Source organism: Mesorhizobium sp. WSM4887 (assembly GCF_029625865.1).
Lineage (GTDB): Bacteria > Pseudomonadota > Alphaproteobacteria > Rhizobiales > Rhizobiaceae > Mesorhizobium.
In genome coordinates, this window is record NZ_JARTVP010000001.1 from 1,165,231 (window position 1) to 1,181,452 (window position 16,222).

The 16,222-nt window shown below is 62.2% G+C and carries 14 protein-coding genes, 1 pseudogene and 1 riboswitch; of the genes and pseudogenes, 13 read left to right on the plus strand and 2 right to left on the minus strand.

Going from position 1 to position 16,222, the window contains the following annotated elements:
* The first annotated feature begins 168 nt into the window (after nt 1-168).
* A pseudogene (locus P9230_RS05565) lies at nt 169-629 on the plus strand (phasin).
* 217 nt (nt 630-846) lie between these two features.
* On the opposite strand, the gene P9230_RS05570 reads toward P9230_RS05565, so the two are convergent.
* The gene (locus P9230_RS05570; RefSeq protein ID WP_067320474.1) at nt 847-2,046 is read right to left on the minus strand and encodes an ROK family protein; all 1,200 of its coding nucleotides are present in this window, start codon (nt 2,044-2,046) and stop codon (nt 847-849) included.
* Nucleotides 2,047-2,160: 114 nt separating this feature from the next.
* On the opposite strand from P9230_RS05570, the gene P9230_RS05575 reads away from it, so the two are divergent.
* From P9230_RS05575 to P9230_RS05625, 11 genes are all read left to right on the plus strand, one after another.
* The gene (locus P9230_RS05575; protein WP_278117760.1) at nt 2,161-3,429 is read left to right on the plus strand and encodes an ABC transporter substrate-binding protein; all 1,269 of its coding nucleotides are present in this window, start codon (nt 2,161-2,163) and stop codon (nt 3,427-3,429) included.
* Nucleotides 3,430-3,494: 65 nt separating this feature from the next.
* Entirely contained in the window at nt 3,495-4,379 is an 885-nt protein-coding gene (locus P9230_RS05580; RefSeq protein WP_067320472.1) for a sugar ABC transporter permease, read from the plus strand.
* The gene (locus tag P9230_RS05585) at nt 4,379-5,230 is read left to right on the plus strand and encodes a carbohydrate ABC transporter permease (RefSeq protein WP_278117763.1); all 852 of its coding nucleotides are present in this window, start codon (nt 4,379-4,381) and stop codon (nt 5,228-5,230) included. Before P9230_RS05580 ends, P9230_RS05585 begins: the two co-directional genes overlap by 1 nt.
* Before the next feature lie 49 nt (nt 5,231-5,279).
* Nucleotides 5,280-6,425, plus strand: coding sequence for an ABC transporter ATP-binding protein (locus P9230_RS05590; protein WP_127240115.1), 1,146 nt, complete (start codon nt 5,280-5,282; stop codon nt 6,423-6,425).
* Nucleotides 6,426-6,453: 28 nt separating this feature from the next.
* Entirely contained in the window at nt 6,454-8,589 is a 2,136-nt protein-coding gene (locus P9230_RS05595; RefSeq protein ID WP_278117765.1) for a beta-galactosidase, read from the plus strand.
* 281 nt (nt 8,590-8,870) lie between these two features.
* Nucleotides 8,871-8,982: riboswitch (TPP riboswitch) on the plus strand.
* Nucleotides 8,983-9,094: 112 nt separating this feature from the next.
* Nucleotides 9,095-10,915 carry a phosphomethylpyrimidine synthase ThiC gene (gene thiC, locus P9230_RS05600; protein ID WP_278117767.1) on the plus strand — a complete coding sequence of 607 codons (1,821 nt, stop codon included), beginning with the start codon at nt 9,095-9,097 and terminating at the stop codon, nt 10,913-10,915.
* Nucleotides 10,912-11,880, plus strand: a complete 969-nt coding sequence (thiO, locus tag P9230_RS05605) for a glycine oxidase ThiO (protein WP_278117769.1) — start codon at nt 10,912-10,914, stop codon at nt 11,878-11,880. The genes thiC and thiO overlap by 4 nt, the downstream gene beginning before the upstream one ends.
* Nucleotides 11,877-12,074, plus strand: a complete 198-nt coding sequence (gene thiS, locus P9230_RS05610; RefSeq protein ID WP_067320453.1) for a sulfur carrier protein ThiS — start codon at nt 11,877-11,879, stop codon at nt 12,072-12,074. The genes thiO and thiS overlap by 4 nt, the downstream gene beginning before the upstream one ends.
* A gap of 3 nt (nt 12,075-12,077) precedes the next feature.
* The gene (locus tag P9230_RS05615) at nt 12,078-12,851 is read left to right on the plus strand and encodes a thiazole synthase (protein ID WP_127245919.1); all 774 of its coding nucleotides are present in this window, start codon (nt 12,078-12,080) and stop codon (nt 12,849-12,851) included.
* On the plus strand, nt 12,848-13,453 hold the full coding sequence (locus P9230_RS05620) for a thiamine phosphate synthase (RefSeq protein WP_127245920.1): 606 nt from the start codon (nt 12,848-12,850) through the stop codon (nt 13,451-13,453). Before P9230_RS05615 ends, P9230_RS05620 begins: the two co-directional genes overlap by 4 nt.
* Nucleotides 13,444-14,193: a hydroxymethylpyrimidine/phosphomethylpyrimidine kinase gene (locus tag P9230_RS05625; RefSeq protein ID WP_127246141.1), complete on the plus strand. Its 750-nt coding sequence runs from the start codon at nt 13,444-13,446 to the stop codon at nt 14,191-14,193. The genes P9230_RS05620 and P9230_RS05625 overlap by 10 nt, the downstream gene beginning before the upstream one ends.
* Nucleotides 14,194-14,462: 269 nt before the next feature.
* Here P9230_RS05625 and P9230_RS05630 read toward each other — a convergent pair whose 3' ends face one another.
* Entirely contained in the window at nt 14,463-14,672 is a 210-nt protein-coding gene (locus tag P9230_RS05630) for a hypothetical protein (RefSeq protein WP_278117772.1), read from the minus strand.
* Between the two features lie 114 nt (nt 14,673-14,786).
* Between P9230_RS05630 and P9230_RS05635 the strand changes: the two genes are divergently transcribed.
* The gene (locus P9230_RS05635) at nt 14,787-16,190 is read left to right on the plus strand and encodes a hypothetical protein (RefSeq protein WP_278117774.1); all 1,404 of its coding nucleotides are present in this window, start codon (nt 14,787-14,789) and stop codon (nt 16,188-16,190) included.
* The last annotated feature ends 32 nt before the right edge of the window (nt 16,191-16,222 follow it).

Consider the following 16,222-nt stretch of genomic DNA (forward strand, 5'->3'; position numbering starts at 1 on the left):
TTCAGGCTTTTGCCCTTCCACGTTGGCACCGATCGCTGCCGGCAGCGCGCCGGCCGCCGCAGTGGTGCCCTCGAGCGACAATTCTCCCCTTCATAAATCCGTTGTGTCGATTTCGTAGATGAAACAGGGGGGCTTTGTGTAATGCCACTCTCTGGAAAAGGATGGAAAATGTCCAAGATCCCCGGCAAGACCGAAACGATCGAAAACGCGGAATCCGCTACTTACGAGCGGTACAAGGTTACCGAGCAGGTCCGCGCTGTCGCCGAACAGGGCGTTGAGCAGGCGAAGGAAGCATTTCCAAATTGGAATCGAACGCCGAGACGACTCAAAAGGCTCTTGAGTCGACCCTTGAGGTGGCCAAGACCACCCGCAACGAGGTGTCGCTGAAGACGATCGCAGCTCTGCGAGCCAATGCCGAAGCCGGCTTCGCTCACCTCGAAGCACTGGCCGCCATGAAGTCGCCATCCGAGTTCTTCGAGCTGCAGGCCGCTTTCGTGAACAAACAGATCGACACTTCCGTCGAGCAGGCCAAGACCCTGCAGGCGGTGATGTTGAGAGCCACCGAAGACGTATCCAAGCCGATCAAGGATGCCTTCGAAAAGGCTTTGAAGAACCTCAAGGCTGCTTGACTGCTCAGGCAATCCGGGACCGGAGGTCGCCGACCTCCTCTGCTCGTTACGACATCAAGACCGGCACACTCGCGCCGGTCTTCTTCCATTCGGCCGGCGTCCTTTGCACAAATCGCAACTATCGGCCAAGCATCGCTTTTCCAAACAGTTGGCTACGGAAAGGCGCGCAGAGACGAAGGCCCGAAATCGGGACGAGGACGCCGCTTTGGTCCTGCAGCTACTTGACCATTGATCGTTGCAGCCCAGTGCCGGCGATTTCTCCGGGGCTGCTTTCGAAGTCGAAGAGCCTTTGGGTCGCAAGCGCCGCGGCGCCACGCGCCCAGGAATCGTCTGCCCAATCGGGTGTAATCGGTGGCGGGTTCCACATGGCATAACGCTTCAATGCATCGCGCATTGGCCCGAACAGATAGTCGCCAAAGGTGACGGCTTCGCCCCCGCCGACAATCACTTCCGGATCGATGATATTGCAGAAACCGCCCAGGTATCGTCCAATCCCCTCGCCTGCCTCCTGCAGCAGGTCTATGGCTGCCCGGTCTCCAGTCTTGGCCGCGTTCAGCATGTCGTGGCGCGTCACTTCACCAGCGAGTCGCCTGGCCTCCTTCCATCGCCGCACCAGGGCCGGTTCCGAGAAGAAGGTCTGCAGGCAACCGCGCCTGCCACACTCGCATGGCGGCCCGTTCGGATCGTATGTCGAGTGACCCATCTTGCCCGCGGCGCCATTCGCGCCGTGATGGACAGAGCCATCGATGACCACCGCGCAGCTGATGCCGGCCCCGATGGCCAGGGCCCCGACGGTGCGATGATGCCGGCCAAGTCCGAACAATTGTTGCGCGAGCGCAAATGCGTTGGTGTCGTCGTCCGCCCAGACGGGTACGCGCACGCGTTCGGCAAGCATCGCAGCGATCGGCACATCGGCCCAATTGAACCGGTGGCTCAACCGGCAAACACCGTTATCGATGACGCCTGGTACAGCGATGCCGATCCCGCTGAGCTGGGCGCCTGTCGGTGCCCTGCGGTCGGAAACCAGCTCCTCGACTGCCGAGGCGCAGGCCTCCACCGTACTTTGTGGCGAAAGATCGGGGACAACGACCTGCTTCGTAACAAGTGGAGTCGTGGCAAGATCGGTCAGCACACAATCGATGCCGCCTACCTTCAGCTTGAGCCCGGCCACAAGCCTGCCGGCGTAGTTTATGTTGATCGGGATAGGTCGACGTCCCGGCGCGCCAAGACTCGCCTCCCCTTCCACCAGAATATTTTCCTCGAGCAATTCAGACACGACGAACGTCACGGCCGCGGGGCTGAGGCCCGTAACAGAGGCGATTTCGGCGCGGCTTATAGCACCTTGCCTTCGCAGCAGGTTCAGGATCAGCCGCCGGTTGATCGCGCGGGCCGTTTGCTGATCGCCTTTGAGCTTCATTCCTGCCTCATAATTAATTTTGTAAATTAAGTATTGACCATGCTGACATCCATACGCTACGAATTCGCATGGTTCAATTGGAATCCGGCTGTTCTCAGGGAGGAGATAGAAGCCATGACCACCGACTTTTCCGCGTTAACCACAACAAGGCGCCGTTTCCTCAAGGGCACTGGCGCGGCACTCGCCGCTTCGGCGACTGGTCTTTGCCTCCCGGCCTTGGCCCAGGCGCAGGAAATCACCATCATTTCCAACCTCAGCAATGTCGAGCAACGCCAGATCCTGCAGCGGCTGGCGAGCGAGTATGAGGCAAAATCAGGCGCCAAGATCGTCATCAACAACATGGACCACGAGGCCCATAAGACGGCAATCCGCAGCTATCTTGTCGTCGGCGCTCCGGACATCTGCTTCTGGTTTTCCGGCAACCGCATGAAGGCCTTCGTCAACAAGGGCCTTTTTGACGACATCTCCGATCTGTTCGCCAAGGAGAACTACAAAAGCGTACTCGGCGCCACCACAAGCGCGGTCACCGTCGACGGCAAGCAGTATGGCCTGCCGATGGGAGGTCTTCTCTGGGGCCTCTTCTATCGCAAGGACGTCTTCGCCGAAAAAAATTGGTCGCCGCCCAAGACCTGGAACGACTTCCTCGCCTTCGGCGAGGCGGCAAAGTCCGCGAGAATGATCCCGATCAGCATGGGCACGAAGGAGCTTTGGCCGGCGGGTGGCTGGTTCGACCACATGAACCTGCGCATCAACGGGCTCGACAAGCACATCGCGCTGATGGACGGCAAAGTTCCTTACACCGATCCGATGCTGACGCCAGTCTTCGACAAATGGAACGATCTGATCAAGGCGGGCTTCTTCTCGCCGAGCCACAGTTCGTTCGGATGGGAGCAGGCGGGTGCTGCCCTAGCGCAAAAGAAGGCGGCAATGATGGACCTGGGCGGCTTCGTTCGATCCGCCTTTCCGGAAGCGGATTTGCCTCAGCTTGCCTACGCGCCATTTCCCGAGATCGTTCCCGGCGTCGCCCGCTACGAGGATTTTTCGGTCAACTCCATCCACGTTCCGGCGAATGCGAAGAACAAGCAGGGTGCGCGCGACTTCCTCGCCTATTTCTACAAGCCGGAAAATCTGGGCGCATTCCTCGCCGCCGAAGGCGCCATCCCGCCTCGCAACGACTGCCCGCCAAGCAAGGACCCGCTGGTCAATGCTGCGGTCGAGGAACTGAAGAAAGTGGTTGGAACATCGCAATATTACGATCGCGACACCGATCCGGACATGGCCCAGGAAGGGATGGCGGGGCTGCAGGAATTCATGGTCAAGCCTGAGCGACGTGAGCAGATCCTCAAGCGCCTCGAAAAAACCCGCAAGAGAATCTTCGGTTGATCCTCCCTGGCTGACGGGCGCCGCCTTTCGGCGGCTCACGTCTCTCTTTTTTCGGATGGAACGCCATGCCTCCTGTCTGGCGCAGAAATCGTCATTGGTTGACGCCGGTACTTTTCCTGCTGCCGGGCCTCATCCTGTTCGGCTCGGTGATCCTTGCCGCCTCCATCGAGACGGTCTGGATTTCGCTGCACGACTGGGATGGGATTGGCGCCAAGACCTGGGTCGGGCTCGCCAACTATGTCGAACTGGCCGACGATCCGCAGTTCTACGTCTCGCTCAAGAACAACGTAATCTGGCTGCTGATCTTCATGCTGGCGCCGCCGATCGGCCTGGCGCTTGCGCTGATCGTGAATCAGCAGATCCGAGGCATGCGCATCCTCAAGTCGCTGTTCTTCGTGCCGCTTGTGCTGGCGACCGTCACCGTCGGTGTCGTGTTCGGATGGGTCTATGATCCAAACTTCGGGCTGCTGCAGCTTCTCTTCGGCGCCTTTGGCGGTACCGCCCCGGCGTTGCTTTCAGACGAGACCTTCGTCACCTTCGCGGTAGCCGCCGCCGGTCTATGGCCACAGATCGCGTTCTGCATGATCCTGTTCCTGGCGGGACTGAACAGCCTCAACGACGATCTGATCGCCGCCGGACGCGTCGACGGTGCGCGCGGCTGGCGCATGTTGCGCCATGTCGTCCTGCCGCAACTGTCGCAGGTCGGCTTCATCGCCATCGCGGTGACGGTGATCGGTGCGCTGCGCTCCTTCGACATGATCGCGGTCATGACCAGTGGCGGTCCCTATGGCTCGTCCACCGTGCTCGCCTACCAGATGTATCAGGAGTCGATCTTTTCCTACCGCTTTGGCTACGGCGCCGCGATCGCCACCGTGCTGTTCGTGATCATGATCGTCTTCATCGCCTGGTATCTCAGTGGCCTCATCAAGGCCGAGCGGAGCAACGCCTGATGTACCCGCGCCCCATTCCCGAAAACGCCAGGATCCAGCGAGCCCTCTATCTAGGTGGTGTAACCCTGGTCGTGATCCTGTGGCTGCTGCCTCTGCTCGCCGTGATGCTGACCTCGATCCGTTCCAACGAGGAGCTGATGGCCGGCAACTATTGGGGCTGGCCGCAGAAATTCAGCCTGATCGACAACTACAAGGCGGTTTTCGACCAGACCGCCATGCTGCGCTTTTTCCTGAACAGCCTGCTGATCACCATTCCGTCCGTCATCGGCGTTCTCATCCTGTCGACACTGACCGGCTTCGTCTTGTCGCGCTACCCGTTCCGTGGCTCCAACCGCATCTTCGCCCTCTTCGTCGGCGGCAATTTCCTGCCGGCGCAGATCATGATGATCCCGGTCCGCGACCTGATGGTGAGGCTGGGTCTCTACGACACCGTCTATGCGCTGATCGTTTTCCACATTGCCTTCCAGACCGGCTTCGCCACGCTTTTCATGCGCAACTTCATCGCCGCTCTCCCGGGCGAACTGTTCCAGGCGGCGCGCGCCGAAGGCGCCTCGCCGTTCCAGACATTGCGCCACGTGGTTGTTCCGCTGGTCCGGCCTGCACTGGCGGCACTCGCGATCCTCACCTTCACCTTCGTCTGGAACGACTATTTCTGGGCGATCGTCCTTACCCAGAGTGATGCGGTCAAACCCGTTACCGCAGGCCTGAACAATCTGCGCGGCGAATGGACATCGGCCTGGAACATCGTCTCGGCGGCCACGATCTTCGTCGCCCTGCCCCCGGTCGTGATGTTCTTCATGATGCAGAAGCACTTTGTCGCCGGCCTCACCATGGGAGCCGTCAAGGGATGATCCGCCGCGAACCCTGCCGCACCCGACACGCACGGAAAGGCGCCTCGATATGAGCAGCGTGGAATTGCGAAAAGTCGACAAGCACTATGCCGGCTACCATGCCCTGAAGACGGTCGACCTGACGATCGAAAAGGGCGAGTTCGTCGTCATGGTCGGCCCCTCCGGCTGCGGAAAGTCGACATTGCTGAAGACGATCGCCGGGTTGGAAACCATCAACTCCGGCCACATCGTGATCAACGGGCGAGACGTCACCAGGGAAGAACCCGGCGACCGCGGCATCGCAATGGTCTTCCAGTCCTATGCACTCTACCCACACATGACCGTGGCCGAGAACATGGGCTTCGGCCTGCGGATGGCCCACCGGCCCAGGACCGAGATCGACGCCGCCGTCAAACGCGCAGCACGGATCCTGCGTCTGGAGGAGCAGCTCGACAAGCGACCGAAGCAATTGTCGGGCGGACAGCGCCAGCGCGTCGCGATCGGCCGCGCGATTACCCGCTCGCCCGAGGTGTTCCTGTTCGATGAGCCGCTGTCGAACCTCGATGCCGCGCTGCGCACTCAGATGCGAGTGGAACTTTCGAGCCTGCACGCGCAGCTTGGATCGACGATGATCTACGTCACCCACGACCAGGTCGAGGCGATGACCATGGCCAACCGGATCGTAGTCCTCAACAAAGGCCGGATCGAGCAGGTCGGCTCGCCGCTGGAACTCTACGCCAACCCTGCCAACATTTTCGTCGCGGGCTTCCTCGGCGCGCCGCGCATGAATTTCATCGAAGCGAAAGCAGTGAGCGTCGGCGCATCCAGCGTCTCGGTAGCCGCCGCCGGCCTCCCTGCCATTACCTTGGATGGCATCGACGCCGGCGGCCTTTCGGCTGGTGATGCCGTGACCATCGGCATCCGGCCGGAGGCCCTGCGTGTCGCCGAGCCAAGCGACGGCGCAATGCCGGCCTTCTCCAGCCAGGTGCGTCTGGTCGAGCAGCTGGGGCGCGAAACCGTCCTCTACGTCGACGCCTCTCCGCTTCAGACGACCAATTCCGACAGCGGAACCGGCAATTTCACGCTTCAGCTCAACAAGGTTTCTACCGTCGCGGTCGGCGCCGCGTTGCGAGCAGGGTTCGAAACCGGCGACGCCTACCTCTTCGGCCCGGATGGCCGCACGCTCACGCCAAGAAAACCCGTCGCCTCAATCTGAACCTCGAAATTTCGAAAGTCCCATACGCATGAACCGCAAAGAGCCCGCTCCGCTATCCGTATGGCGGCCCCTCAATCTTGACCGCTTTCTGCTCGGAGCACCTCATTACCCCGAACATGTCGACGAAGGCTGCTGGCAGCGTGACGCCGAGCGCATGGCTGCCGCCGGCGTCAACACAGTGCGTATGGGAGAGTTCGCCTGGCACATTTTCGAGCCCCGCGAAGGCAAGTTCGAGTTCGGCCTGTTCGATCGCGCGATCGAACTTCTCGGCCGCGCGGGGATCGACACGATCATGTGCACGCCGACAGCCACCCCTCCCTGCTGGCTCACCGTCAACTATCCCGAAGTGCTGCGCGTTGACATGAACGGGCGGGCCTCAAGCCACGGATCGCGCCAGCATGCCGACACCACAAGCCCGGTATTCCGCGCCCACAGCCGCCGCATCACCCGCGCCATGGCCGAGCATTATCGGCACAACCCGCGTGTGATCGGCTGGCAGACGGACAACGAGCTCAACACCACGGTGTCGGAATCGTTCGCGCCTTCGACAAGGCTGGAGTTCCAGAAATACCTGCAGAAGGCCTACGGCACCATTGAGGCGTTGAACTTCGCCTGGGGCGGCCACTTCTGGGCGACGGCCTACGACGATTTCTCGCAGATCGACCTGCCGAGACCGCTCATGCCGTCCTACCCCAGCCCCGGCCACGTGCAGGACTACCATCGCTTTCTGGCCGCCGCGACCGCGGCCTTCCAACACGACCAGGTCGAGATCCTGCGCGCCGCCAATCCGGACTGGTTCATCTTCCACAATCTTGGCCAGCTTGCCGACATCGACTTCCGCGGTCAGTTCGGACAGGACCTCGATTTCATCGGCTTCGACATCTATCCGATGCTCTATGACGAGATGCGCCGAACCGGCGGGCATGCCGCGACCCAGGCCCTCCATCTCGACATATGCCGCGCCTATTCCGGCAACTTCATCGTTCCGGAGCAGGCCTCAGGCTTCGGCAGCCAGCCCGGCTTCTCGACGATGACGCCGGAGCCCGGCGAGATGCGTCGCATGGCCATGACCTCGGTGGCGCGCGGCGCCGACGGTGTCATGTTCTTTCGTTGGCGTCCCGCGCATTTCGGCGCCGAGATCTACTGGATGGGCGTCATCGATCACGACGACGTGCCGCGCCGCCGCTATGACGAGGCAGGCCGCTTCTTCCATGAGATCGCCGCCGCGAAGGAGCAGATTCTTGGCACCGCAGTGCGCATGGACCTCGGCATCGCCGGCGCGGACTTCGACAACCAGGAGGCTCACAAGACCTATCCGATCGGCCTCCCCAGTCCGCTCGAAGACGCGACGCTGCTTCATCGCCACTGCTATCAGAACGGCATTGCATGCGGGTTCATTCATCCCGAAGACGATCTTTCGCGGCTCAAGGCGCTCTACGTCCCGCATTGGGTGATGTGGAAGGATGAATGGAACGAGGCTGTTGAAACATTCGTCCGCAACGGCGGTACGCTGATCCTATCGGCATTGAGCGGGACGAGGGACGAGAACAACCACATCATTCGCGAGCAGGCGCCCGGCAAGGCCCTTGCAGCCCTGAGCGGCGTCAGGGTGGCGGAGTTCGGCCGCGTCGTTCCCGAAGGCGGCAGCGGCCTGTTTCCGCTGTTTCGTCCGGCTCCGATGGGCACCTATGCACCGCCGCCCCTCCCGGCCTCGTCCGCGGAACGCAAATACCTGTTCACCCTTGGCAATGAAGAATTCCAGGCTGCGCATTTGTACGAGGTGCTTGACGTAGCGCCTGACACCGAGGTGCTCGGCGTCTGGTCGAACCGCTTCGCCGCCGGCTCTCCGGCAATCACCGCCCGCAAGGTCGGGCAAGGTCGGGTTGTCTATGTCGGCACGTATCTCACGCCGCAACTGACGGAGAAGCTTGTCGATGTCGTGCTGGCCAAAGCCGGTATAGCGCCTTTGCTGCCCGACCTGCCTGCCGGGGTGGAGGTCTCTGTCAGGGAAGCCGACGACCGCCGGCTGATGTTCGTGCTGAACACCACGGAAGTCGCCGTGATCGTAACCGACGTCCCAAAGGGCCTCGACCTGCTGACGGGCAAGGCCGTTGAAGGAACGCTGCAACTCGACCCTTACGGCTGCGCAATAATTCGGTCCTGAACAAATCGAACCAGCGTCCATAGACGCCGAACAGATGCTCTTCGAGGCGAAAAATGCGTTCTTCAATCCGCCGCCACAAGGGATCGCAAAAGCGTTTCCTTGGCGGATGACAAGTGGGCCCCGACTGCCAGCTCGACGCGCGCAAGGTCGTGGCTCAATGGGCGTCGATGTAAGAGATGCTCGACCAAAGCTGCGTGGCTGCGCCACTTCTCGTCGCTTGTTCGAGGCTGGAGAAGTCATGAAGTCGAGTTGACAGGATAGCGTCGCATCGTCCAACCTAGGCGCCTCACCAGGGGAGTCCCGGCAAGGGGCTGAGATACTGCTATCGCGCGCAGTGACCCGTTGAACCTGATCCAGTTCATACTGGCGTAGGGACGGTGCGAGGCTTCGCGGGTCGGCAATCCGGCTTCGGCATTCGGGCAGTGCCCGCATTCTAAGCGAAGCGTCACTTCCTCCTCATCGCGTGGACTGGGTCTCCGTTGCACTCGAGCAAGGAGGCTCACTCATGAATGCCCACACCCCGACCGTCACCGTCGGCGAACTCCCAGCTTCGAAGAAGGTCCACAAACCCGGTCAGCTTCACCCGGAGCTGCGGGTGCCGATGCGCGAGATCTCGGTCCACCCGAGCGCCGGCGAGCCGCCGGTCACTGTCTACGACTCGTCCGGCCCCTACACGGACGCCACGGTGAAAACCGACATCGAGCGTGGCTTGCCACGGCTGCGCGAGGCATGGATCGAGGCGCGCGGAGACGTGGGGCGCTACGAGGGCCGCACGATCAAGCCGGAAGACAACGGCTTCGTCTCAGCCGATCGCCTGACGCCGGAATTCCCGGTTCGCAACAGACCGTTGCGCGCGGCCGGCGGCCGCGCCGTCACCCAGCTCGCCTATGCGCGCGCCGGCATCATCACGCCTGAGATGGAGTTCGTCGCCATCCGCGAGAACCTCGGCCGGGAGCAGTTGCGTTCGAAACTCCAGCGCGATGGCGAGAGCTTCGGCGCCGCGATCCCCGATTTCGTCACCCCGGAATTCGTGCGCGACGAGGTGGCGCGCGGCCGCGCCATCATCCCGTCCAACATCAACCACTCGGAAAGCGAGCCGATGATCATCGGCCGCAATTTTCTGGTCAAGATCAACGCCAATATCGGCAACTCCGCCGTCACCTCGTCGATGGCCGAAGAGGTCGAGAAGATGGTGTGGGCGATCCGCTGGGGCGCCGATACGGTAATGGACCTCTCGACCGGGCGCAACATCCACAACATCCGCGAATGGATCGTGCGCAATTCGCCGGTGCCGATCGGCACGGTGCCGATCTACCAGGCGCTGGAGAAAGTCGGCGGCGTCGCCGAGGAACTGACCTGGGAGGTGTTCCGCGACACCCTCATCGAGCAGGCCGAGCAGGGCGTGGACTATTTCACGATCCATGCCGGCGTGCGCCTGCCCTATATCCCGCTGACCGTCGACCGCGTCACCGGCATCGTGTCGCGCGGCGGCTCGATCATGGCCAAGTGGTGCCTGCATCACCACCAGGAGAGTTTTCTCTACGAGCATTTCGAGGAGATCTGCGACATCGCCCGGGCCTATGACGTGGCGTTCTCGCTCGGCGACGGCCTTCGCCCCGGCTCGATCGCCGATGCCAATGACGCGGCCCAGTTCGCCGAGCTGGAAACGCTCGGAGAGCTCACCAAGATCGCCTGGTCCAAGGACTGCCAGGTGATGATCGAGGGCCCCGGCCACGTGCCGATGCACAAGATCAAGCAAAACATGGACAAGCAGCTCGCGGTCTGTGGCGAAGCGCCGTTCTACACGCTCGGGCCGCTCACCACCGACATAGCGCCCGGCTACGACCACATCACATCGGGCATCGGCGCGGCGATGATCGGCTGGTTCGGAACGGCGATGCTCTGCTACGTCACGCCGAAGGAGCATCTCGGCCTGCCCGACCGCGACGACGTCAAGACCGGCGTCATCACCTACAAGATCGCGGCCCACGCCGCCGACCTCGCCAAGGGCCATCCAGCCGCCAAAATCAGGGACGACGCGCTGTCGCGGGCGCGCTTCGAGTTCCGGTGGGAAGACCAGTTCAACCTGTCGCTCGATCCGGAGACGGCGCGCGCCTTCCACGACGAAACCCTGCCGAAGGAGGCGCACAAGGTGGCGCATTTCTGCTCCATGTGCGGCCCCAAATTCTGCTCGATGCGGATCTCGCACGACATCCGCGCCGAAGCGCAGAAGGAAGGGCTCGCGGCCATGGCGGCGAAGTACCGCGACGGCGGCGATCTCTACATGCCTGTCGACAGCACCCCCGAGCGCACGGACACGCCATGAAGGTGCTCATTCGCGGCGCTGGCGTCGCCGGATTGACACTCGCGCACGAGCTGGCAACGCGCGGCGCCGATGTGACCGTGGTCGAGAAACGCCTCGAGATCGCCGGCAATGCCTCTTGGCACGCTGGCGGCATGCTCGCGCCCTGGTGCGAGCGCGAGAGCGCCGAGGAGACCGTGCTGACGCTCGGACGCGACGCAGCCGATTGGTGGGACGCCGCCTTGCCCGGCCATGTCTCGCGCCAGGGCACGCTGGTGCTGGCGTCTGCCCGCGATGCCGGCGAACTCGACCGGTTCGGCCGCCGCACATCCGGTTTCAGGCAGTTGGACGCCAGCCAAATCGCGGCACTCGAGCCGGCGCTCGACGGCCGGTTTGGACGCGGTCTGTTCTTCGCTGAGGAAGCGCATCTCGACCCGCGCAAGGCGCTGCTTTCCCTGCGCGACAAGCTGCGCGGGATGGGCGCGCGCGTCGAGTTCGGCCGCAGCTCGGCGCCCGCATCTCAGGATATTGAGGTGGATTGCACCGGCAGCGGTGACAGGCGACCGGAAATGCGCGGCGTGCGCGGCGAGATGCTTATGCTGCGAACGGGCGAGATCTCGCTGGCCCGGCCAGTGCGGCTGCTTCATCCGCGCATCTCGGTCTATGTAGTGCCCCGCGCGGAAAACCTGTTCATGGTCGGCGCGACGATGATCGAATGCGATGCCAAAGGCCCGATCACCGCGCGCTCGACCATGGAGCTGCTCGGCGCCGCCTATGCGCTGCATCCGGCCTTCGGCGAAGCCGAGCTGGTCGAAACCGGTGTTGGCGTGCGTCCCGCATTCACCGACAACTTGCCTCGCGTCGAGCGCGACGGGGGGAATATTCGCATCAACGGCCTCTACCGCCACGGCTTCCTGCTCGCGCCGGCCATGGCGCGGCGGGCAGCCGACCTCATCCTGGAATCCTGGAGCAAAGGAGTTTGCCCTTGAAGCTCACCGTTAACGGCCAAGCCCATGAAGTCGCGGCAGAAACGCTTGCCGCGCTGCTCAGCGAACTCGATTTCCAAGGCGGCTGGCTGGCAACCGCGCTGAACGGTGACGTCGTACCGGCCAGGGAGCGCGACCGCTGCCGGCTCAAAGATGGCGACCGCATCGAAATCCTTTCACCGATGAAGGGAGGCTGATCCATGCTCGAGTTCTATGGACAGAAACTCGCGTCCCGCCTTCTGCTGGGCACCGCGCTTTACCCCTCGCCTGCCATCATGGCGGAGGCGGTGAAAGCGTCCGGCACGGAGATCGTCACCGTGTCGCTCCGCCGCGAAACATCGGGCGGCAAAGCCGGCGGCCAGTTCTGGTCGCTTGTCCAGTCGCTCGGCGTTCGCGTGCTGCCCAACACCGCCGGCTGCCACTCGGTGGTGGAAGCGGTCACCACGGCGCGGATGGCGCGCGAGGTGTTCGGCACGGACTGGATCAAGCTCGAAGTGATCGGCAACCACGACACGCTGCAGCCCGACGTCTTCGGATTGGTCGAAGCCGCAAGGATCCTTGCCTCCGAAGGCTTCGAGGTGTTTCCCTATACGACCGACGACCTCATCGTCGCCGAGCGCCTGCTCGACGCCGGCTGCAGGCTCCTGATGCCCTGGTGCGCGCCGATCGGCTCCGCACGCGGGCCGCAGAACCCCAATGCGCTGCGAAGCCTGCGAGGCCACTTCCCCGGCATTCCGCTGATCGTCGATGCCGGCATCGGCCGGCCCTCGCATGCCGCGGCCGTGATGGAGCTCGGCTACGACGCGGTGTTGCTCAACACGGCCGTCGCCAGGGCAGGCGATCCCGCCGCCATGGCCGCGGCCTTCGGCAAGGCGGTCGAGGCCGGCCGCGAGGCCTATTGCGCCGGCCTGCTCGAGCCGCGCGACATGGCCGTTCCCTCCACCCCCGTCATCGGCATGGCAGCATTCTCATGAAGCTCGATCCGTTTTACCTGATCGTCGATTCCGCCGCTTGGATCGAACGTCTGGTGCCGCTCGGCGTGAAGCTGGTGCAGCTGCGCACTAAGGACCAGGACGAAGCTTCGCTGCGCCGAGAAATTCGCGCCTCGAAGGCAGTCTGTGACAGCCACGGCTGCCAGCTCATCGTCAACGACTACTGGCGCCTTGCGATCGAGGAAGATTGCGATTTCGTTCACCTCGGCCAGGAAGATCTGGCGGAGGCTGATGTGAAGGCGATCCGCAGGGCGGGCGTGAGGCTGGGCCTCAGCACTCACGACGGCTCCGAACTCGAAACCGCGCTCCAAGCCGAGCCGGACTATGTCGCGCTCGGACCGATCTACCCGACCATTCTCAAGGCGATGAAATGGGATCCGCAGGGGCTGGACCGCATCGCCGCCTGGAAGCAGCGCGTAGGCGAACTTCCGCTTGTGGCCATCGGCGGGCTCACCGTCGAGCGCGTAGCCGGTGTCTTCGCGCACGGCGCCCAAAGTGCGGCGGTCGTCACCGACATCACCCGCAACACGCACCCCGAGGCGCGGACGGCTGAATGGCTGGCGGCGACAGCCCAATGGCGTTGACGCCGCATGTGCTGATCGTCGCCGGCTGCGATTCAAGTGGCGGCGCGGGAACAGCCCGAGACGTCGAGACCGTATCCGCCTTTGGACTGCGCAGTTGCCTCGCCGTCACGGCCGTGACCGTCCAGACGCACTCGGCCGTCGAACACATCGAGCAGATGCCGCCGCAGCTTATCGCCGCCCAGATGCGCGCTGCCTTTGCTGCCAATCCGGTCGCAGCGGTCAAGATCGGCATGCTGGGGACCGCGGCAGCCATTGAGGCGGTCGGCTCCGTCCTGGCGGCCCATCCGAAGGTGCCGGTGGTCCTCGACCCTGTGCTTGCCTCGACCTCGGGACGCGGGTTGCTGGAGGACGATGCCGTCGACCTGTTGCGCCGTGATCTGATGCCGCTCTGCCGGCTCGTGACCCCCAACCTGATCGAGCTCGCAAGGTTGGTGGGAGCAGGCCCTGCGAAGGACGAAGAAGGCGCGTGCGTTCAAGGCGAGAACCTGTTGGCGAGGGTGGGGACCGCCGTGCTTGTCAAGGGCGGGCACGCGCACGGAGATCAAGCGAATGACTTTCTCATGCAGCCGGACCGTCGCGCAGTTCGGGTCGAAGCGCCTCGCGTCCATCGGGGGATGCGTGGCACCGGCTGCGTGCTGTCCAGCGCCATCGCAGCATCGTTAGCTCAAGGTCTGCCGTTGGAGGCGGCGGTACGGGGCGCCAAGACCTATGTTCTTGAACTCCTTCGTGGGGCGCGATGACGTTGAACGGGCGAGCGCAATGCGCATCTTGACCGATTCCCAGGAGGTCAGAGGCGCATGCCCTCCAGGTCCGAGCCGGCGATCTAACAAACCTTGGAGATCAAGGGCATCAACTCGTTACCGTCTGCTATTCACCTCGCTTCATAAGATGCTACCCCAACAATCTGGAAGCGGCCGGAAGCGAACGGTAACAAGTGGCGGCCCCGAGTTTGGCCTCCAGCATGGGCATGCAGCGCCAGTGTAGGCTTGTGTCGTCCGGGCAATGGTGGTTAGTCACTCGATGGTGCTGCGCCTCCAACTTGACGGGAGCAAACGCGGGGATCGCCTTTTGCCCAGCCCGTCAACGGGCCCGGAAGTTTCTGGCTTCGCTCAATTTCGGCAACGAAATCAAAGGTTATGGTGGTGCTGGCAGTCTCATGCGAACCAGTCTCTGTCTGATTTCCCTGTTTGGCGCCGAAAAACAGCGAATTTTCGGTCATTTTCGCCTCCCGAGGGAATTCGAACCTGAAATCCTGCCGCAGTTTCAATGCTTTGGTGGAGAATTCCCTACTCGGCATAACAGGGAAATGAAATCAGCCTAACAGGGGAACGTGTTGGCATCCGGCGCCCGAACTGCACACCCGTTGCTTGACTTTGAGCAGCGTTGCGACTGGGGTGTCGCACCCCCCGCCAAATCCCCCGCCAATCCCAAAATGCAGCGCACCTTCACCAGACAAGAACTGTACGACCTCGTTTGGTCGACACCAATCGTAACCCTTGCCGAACGCTTCGAGATGTCGGATCGAGGACTAGCGAAGATTTGTGCTCGCTATCAGATACCCGTTCCTGGCCGCGGCTATTGGGCGAAGATCGAGGCAGGGCAATCTGCGCCGAAAACGCCGCTTTGGAAAATCGATAACCCAACTTTGGAGACGGTCCACGTCGGTGCCTACAAACCACCGGTGAACCCATACGTCGCTTTTGCGATCGAGGCGGCGGCCGGCACCGTAAAGAAGTCGAAGGAGGAAAGGCAAAAAACTAGGGCCATTACCGAGCAGGCAACGAAGGCTTCGGAAAGGGAAGCCGCACCTCGTGCACCAAAGGAGCAGATTGTCTTCGAGCCGGTGAGAAGGCCCCACAACTCGGTCTCTGGTCTTGTCGCAGCACTGAGATCTGCCGACCCGAACCAACATGGCGAGATCTCAGTGCCTGGTGTGAAAGTTCACAAGAACTCCCGATCTCGGCTGATATCGATCCTGCATCACCTGGCTCTTGCTCTCGATCAACGAGAAATCATGCTCAGCCATAGTGACAAGGGGATAAAGACTGAAATCAGCCCAGACGATGTTCGGCTTGAGATTGTGGAAGAGCGGAGGCGGGAGAAGCACATCCCAACCCCTACAGAGCAAAAAAAGCGTGAAGAGCATGATAGGCGCCGTGAGATCGCAAGCCGCCGTGGTCAATGGCTGCCTTACGAGAGCTTCTGGCCGGAATACGATTACATATACTCCGGGAAGCTCAGTCTCGAAATTCAGAATTGGGCAGATGGTGCCCGCAAGCGCTGGAAAGATGGCAAACATCAAAACTTGGAAGCCCTGCTTGATCCGATTGCGGACGGCATCCTTTTTCACCTGGCCTTCGAAAAAGCTCGTCGCGAGGAGCGCGAAGCGGAGGAACGCCGACGCAAGCACATGGCCCACAGGCGGGAGTTGCACAAAAAGCGGCAAGATCGCGAAGCGAGCAGATTGAATTTTCTGCATCAGCTCGGCGAGTATCAAAAGGAAGCGGCCGATCTTCGGACCACAATTGCCAAAGCAGCTGCATTTCTCCCGCAAGCCAGTTCCGAATATCTTCGTATGATCGAATGGGCGGAACGACGGCTGGCTCATATCGAAGCACAGAACCAATTGGACGTGCTGACGTCGAGCCTGCGCGAGCAGAATCTCTTTCCCGAGCCGGATGACTTGTACGATTCAGAGGGCGATCCGCCGCCGCCAAGGAATTCTTGGAGCTATTAGATCGCCTTGCGCGGGCGCCGTTATTGTGGAGA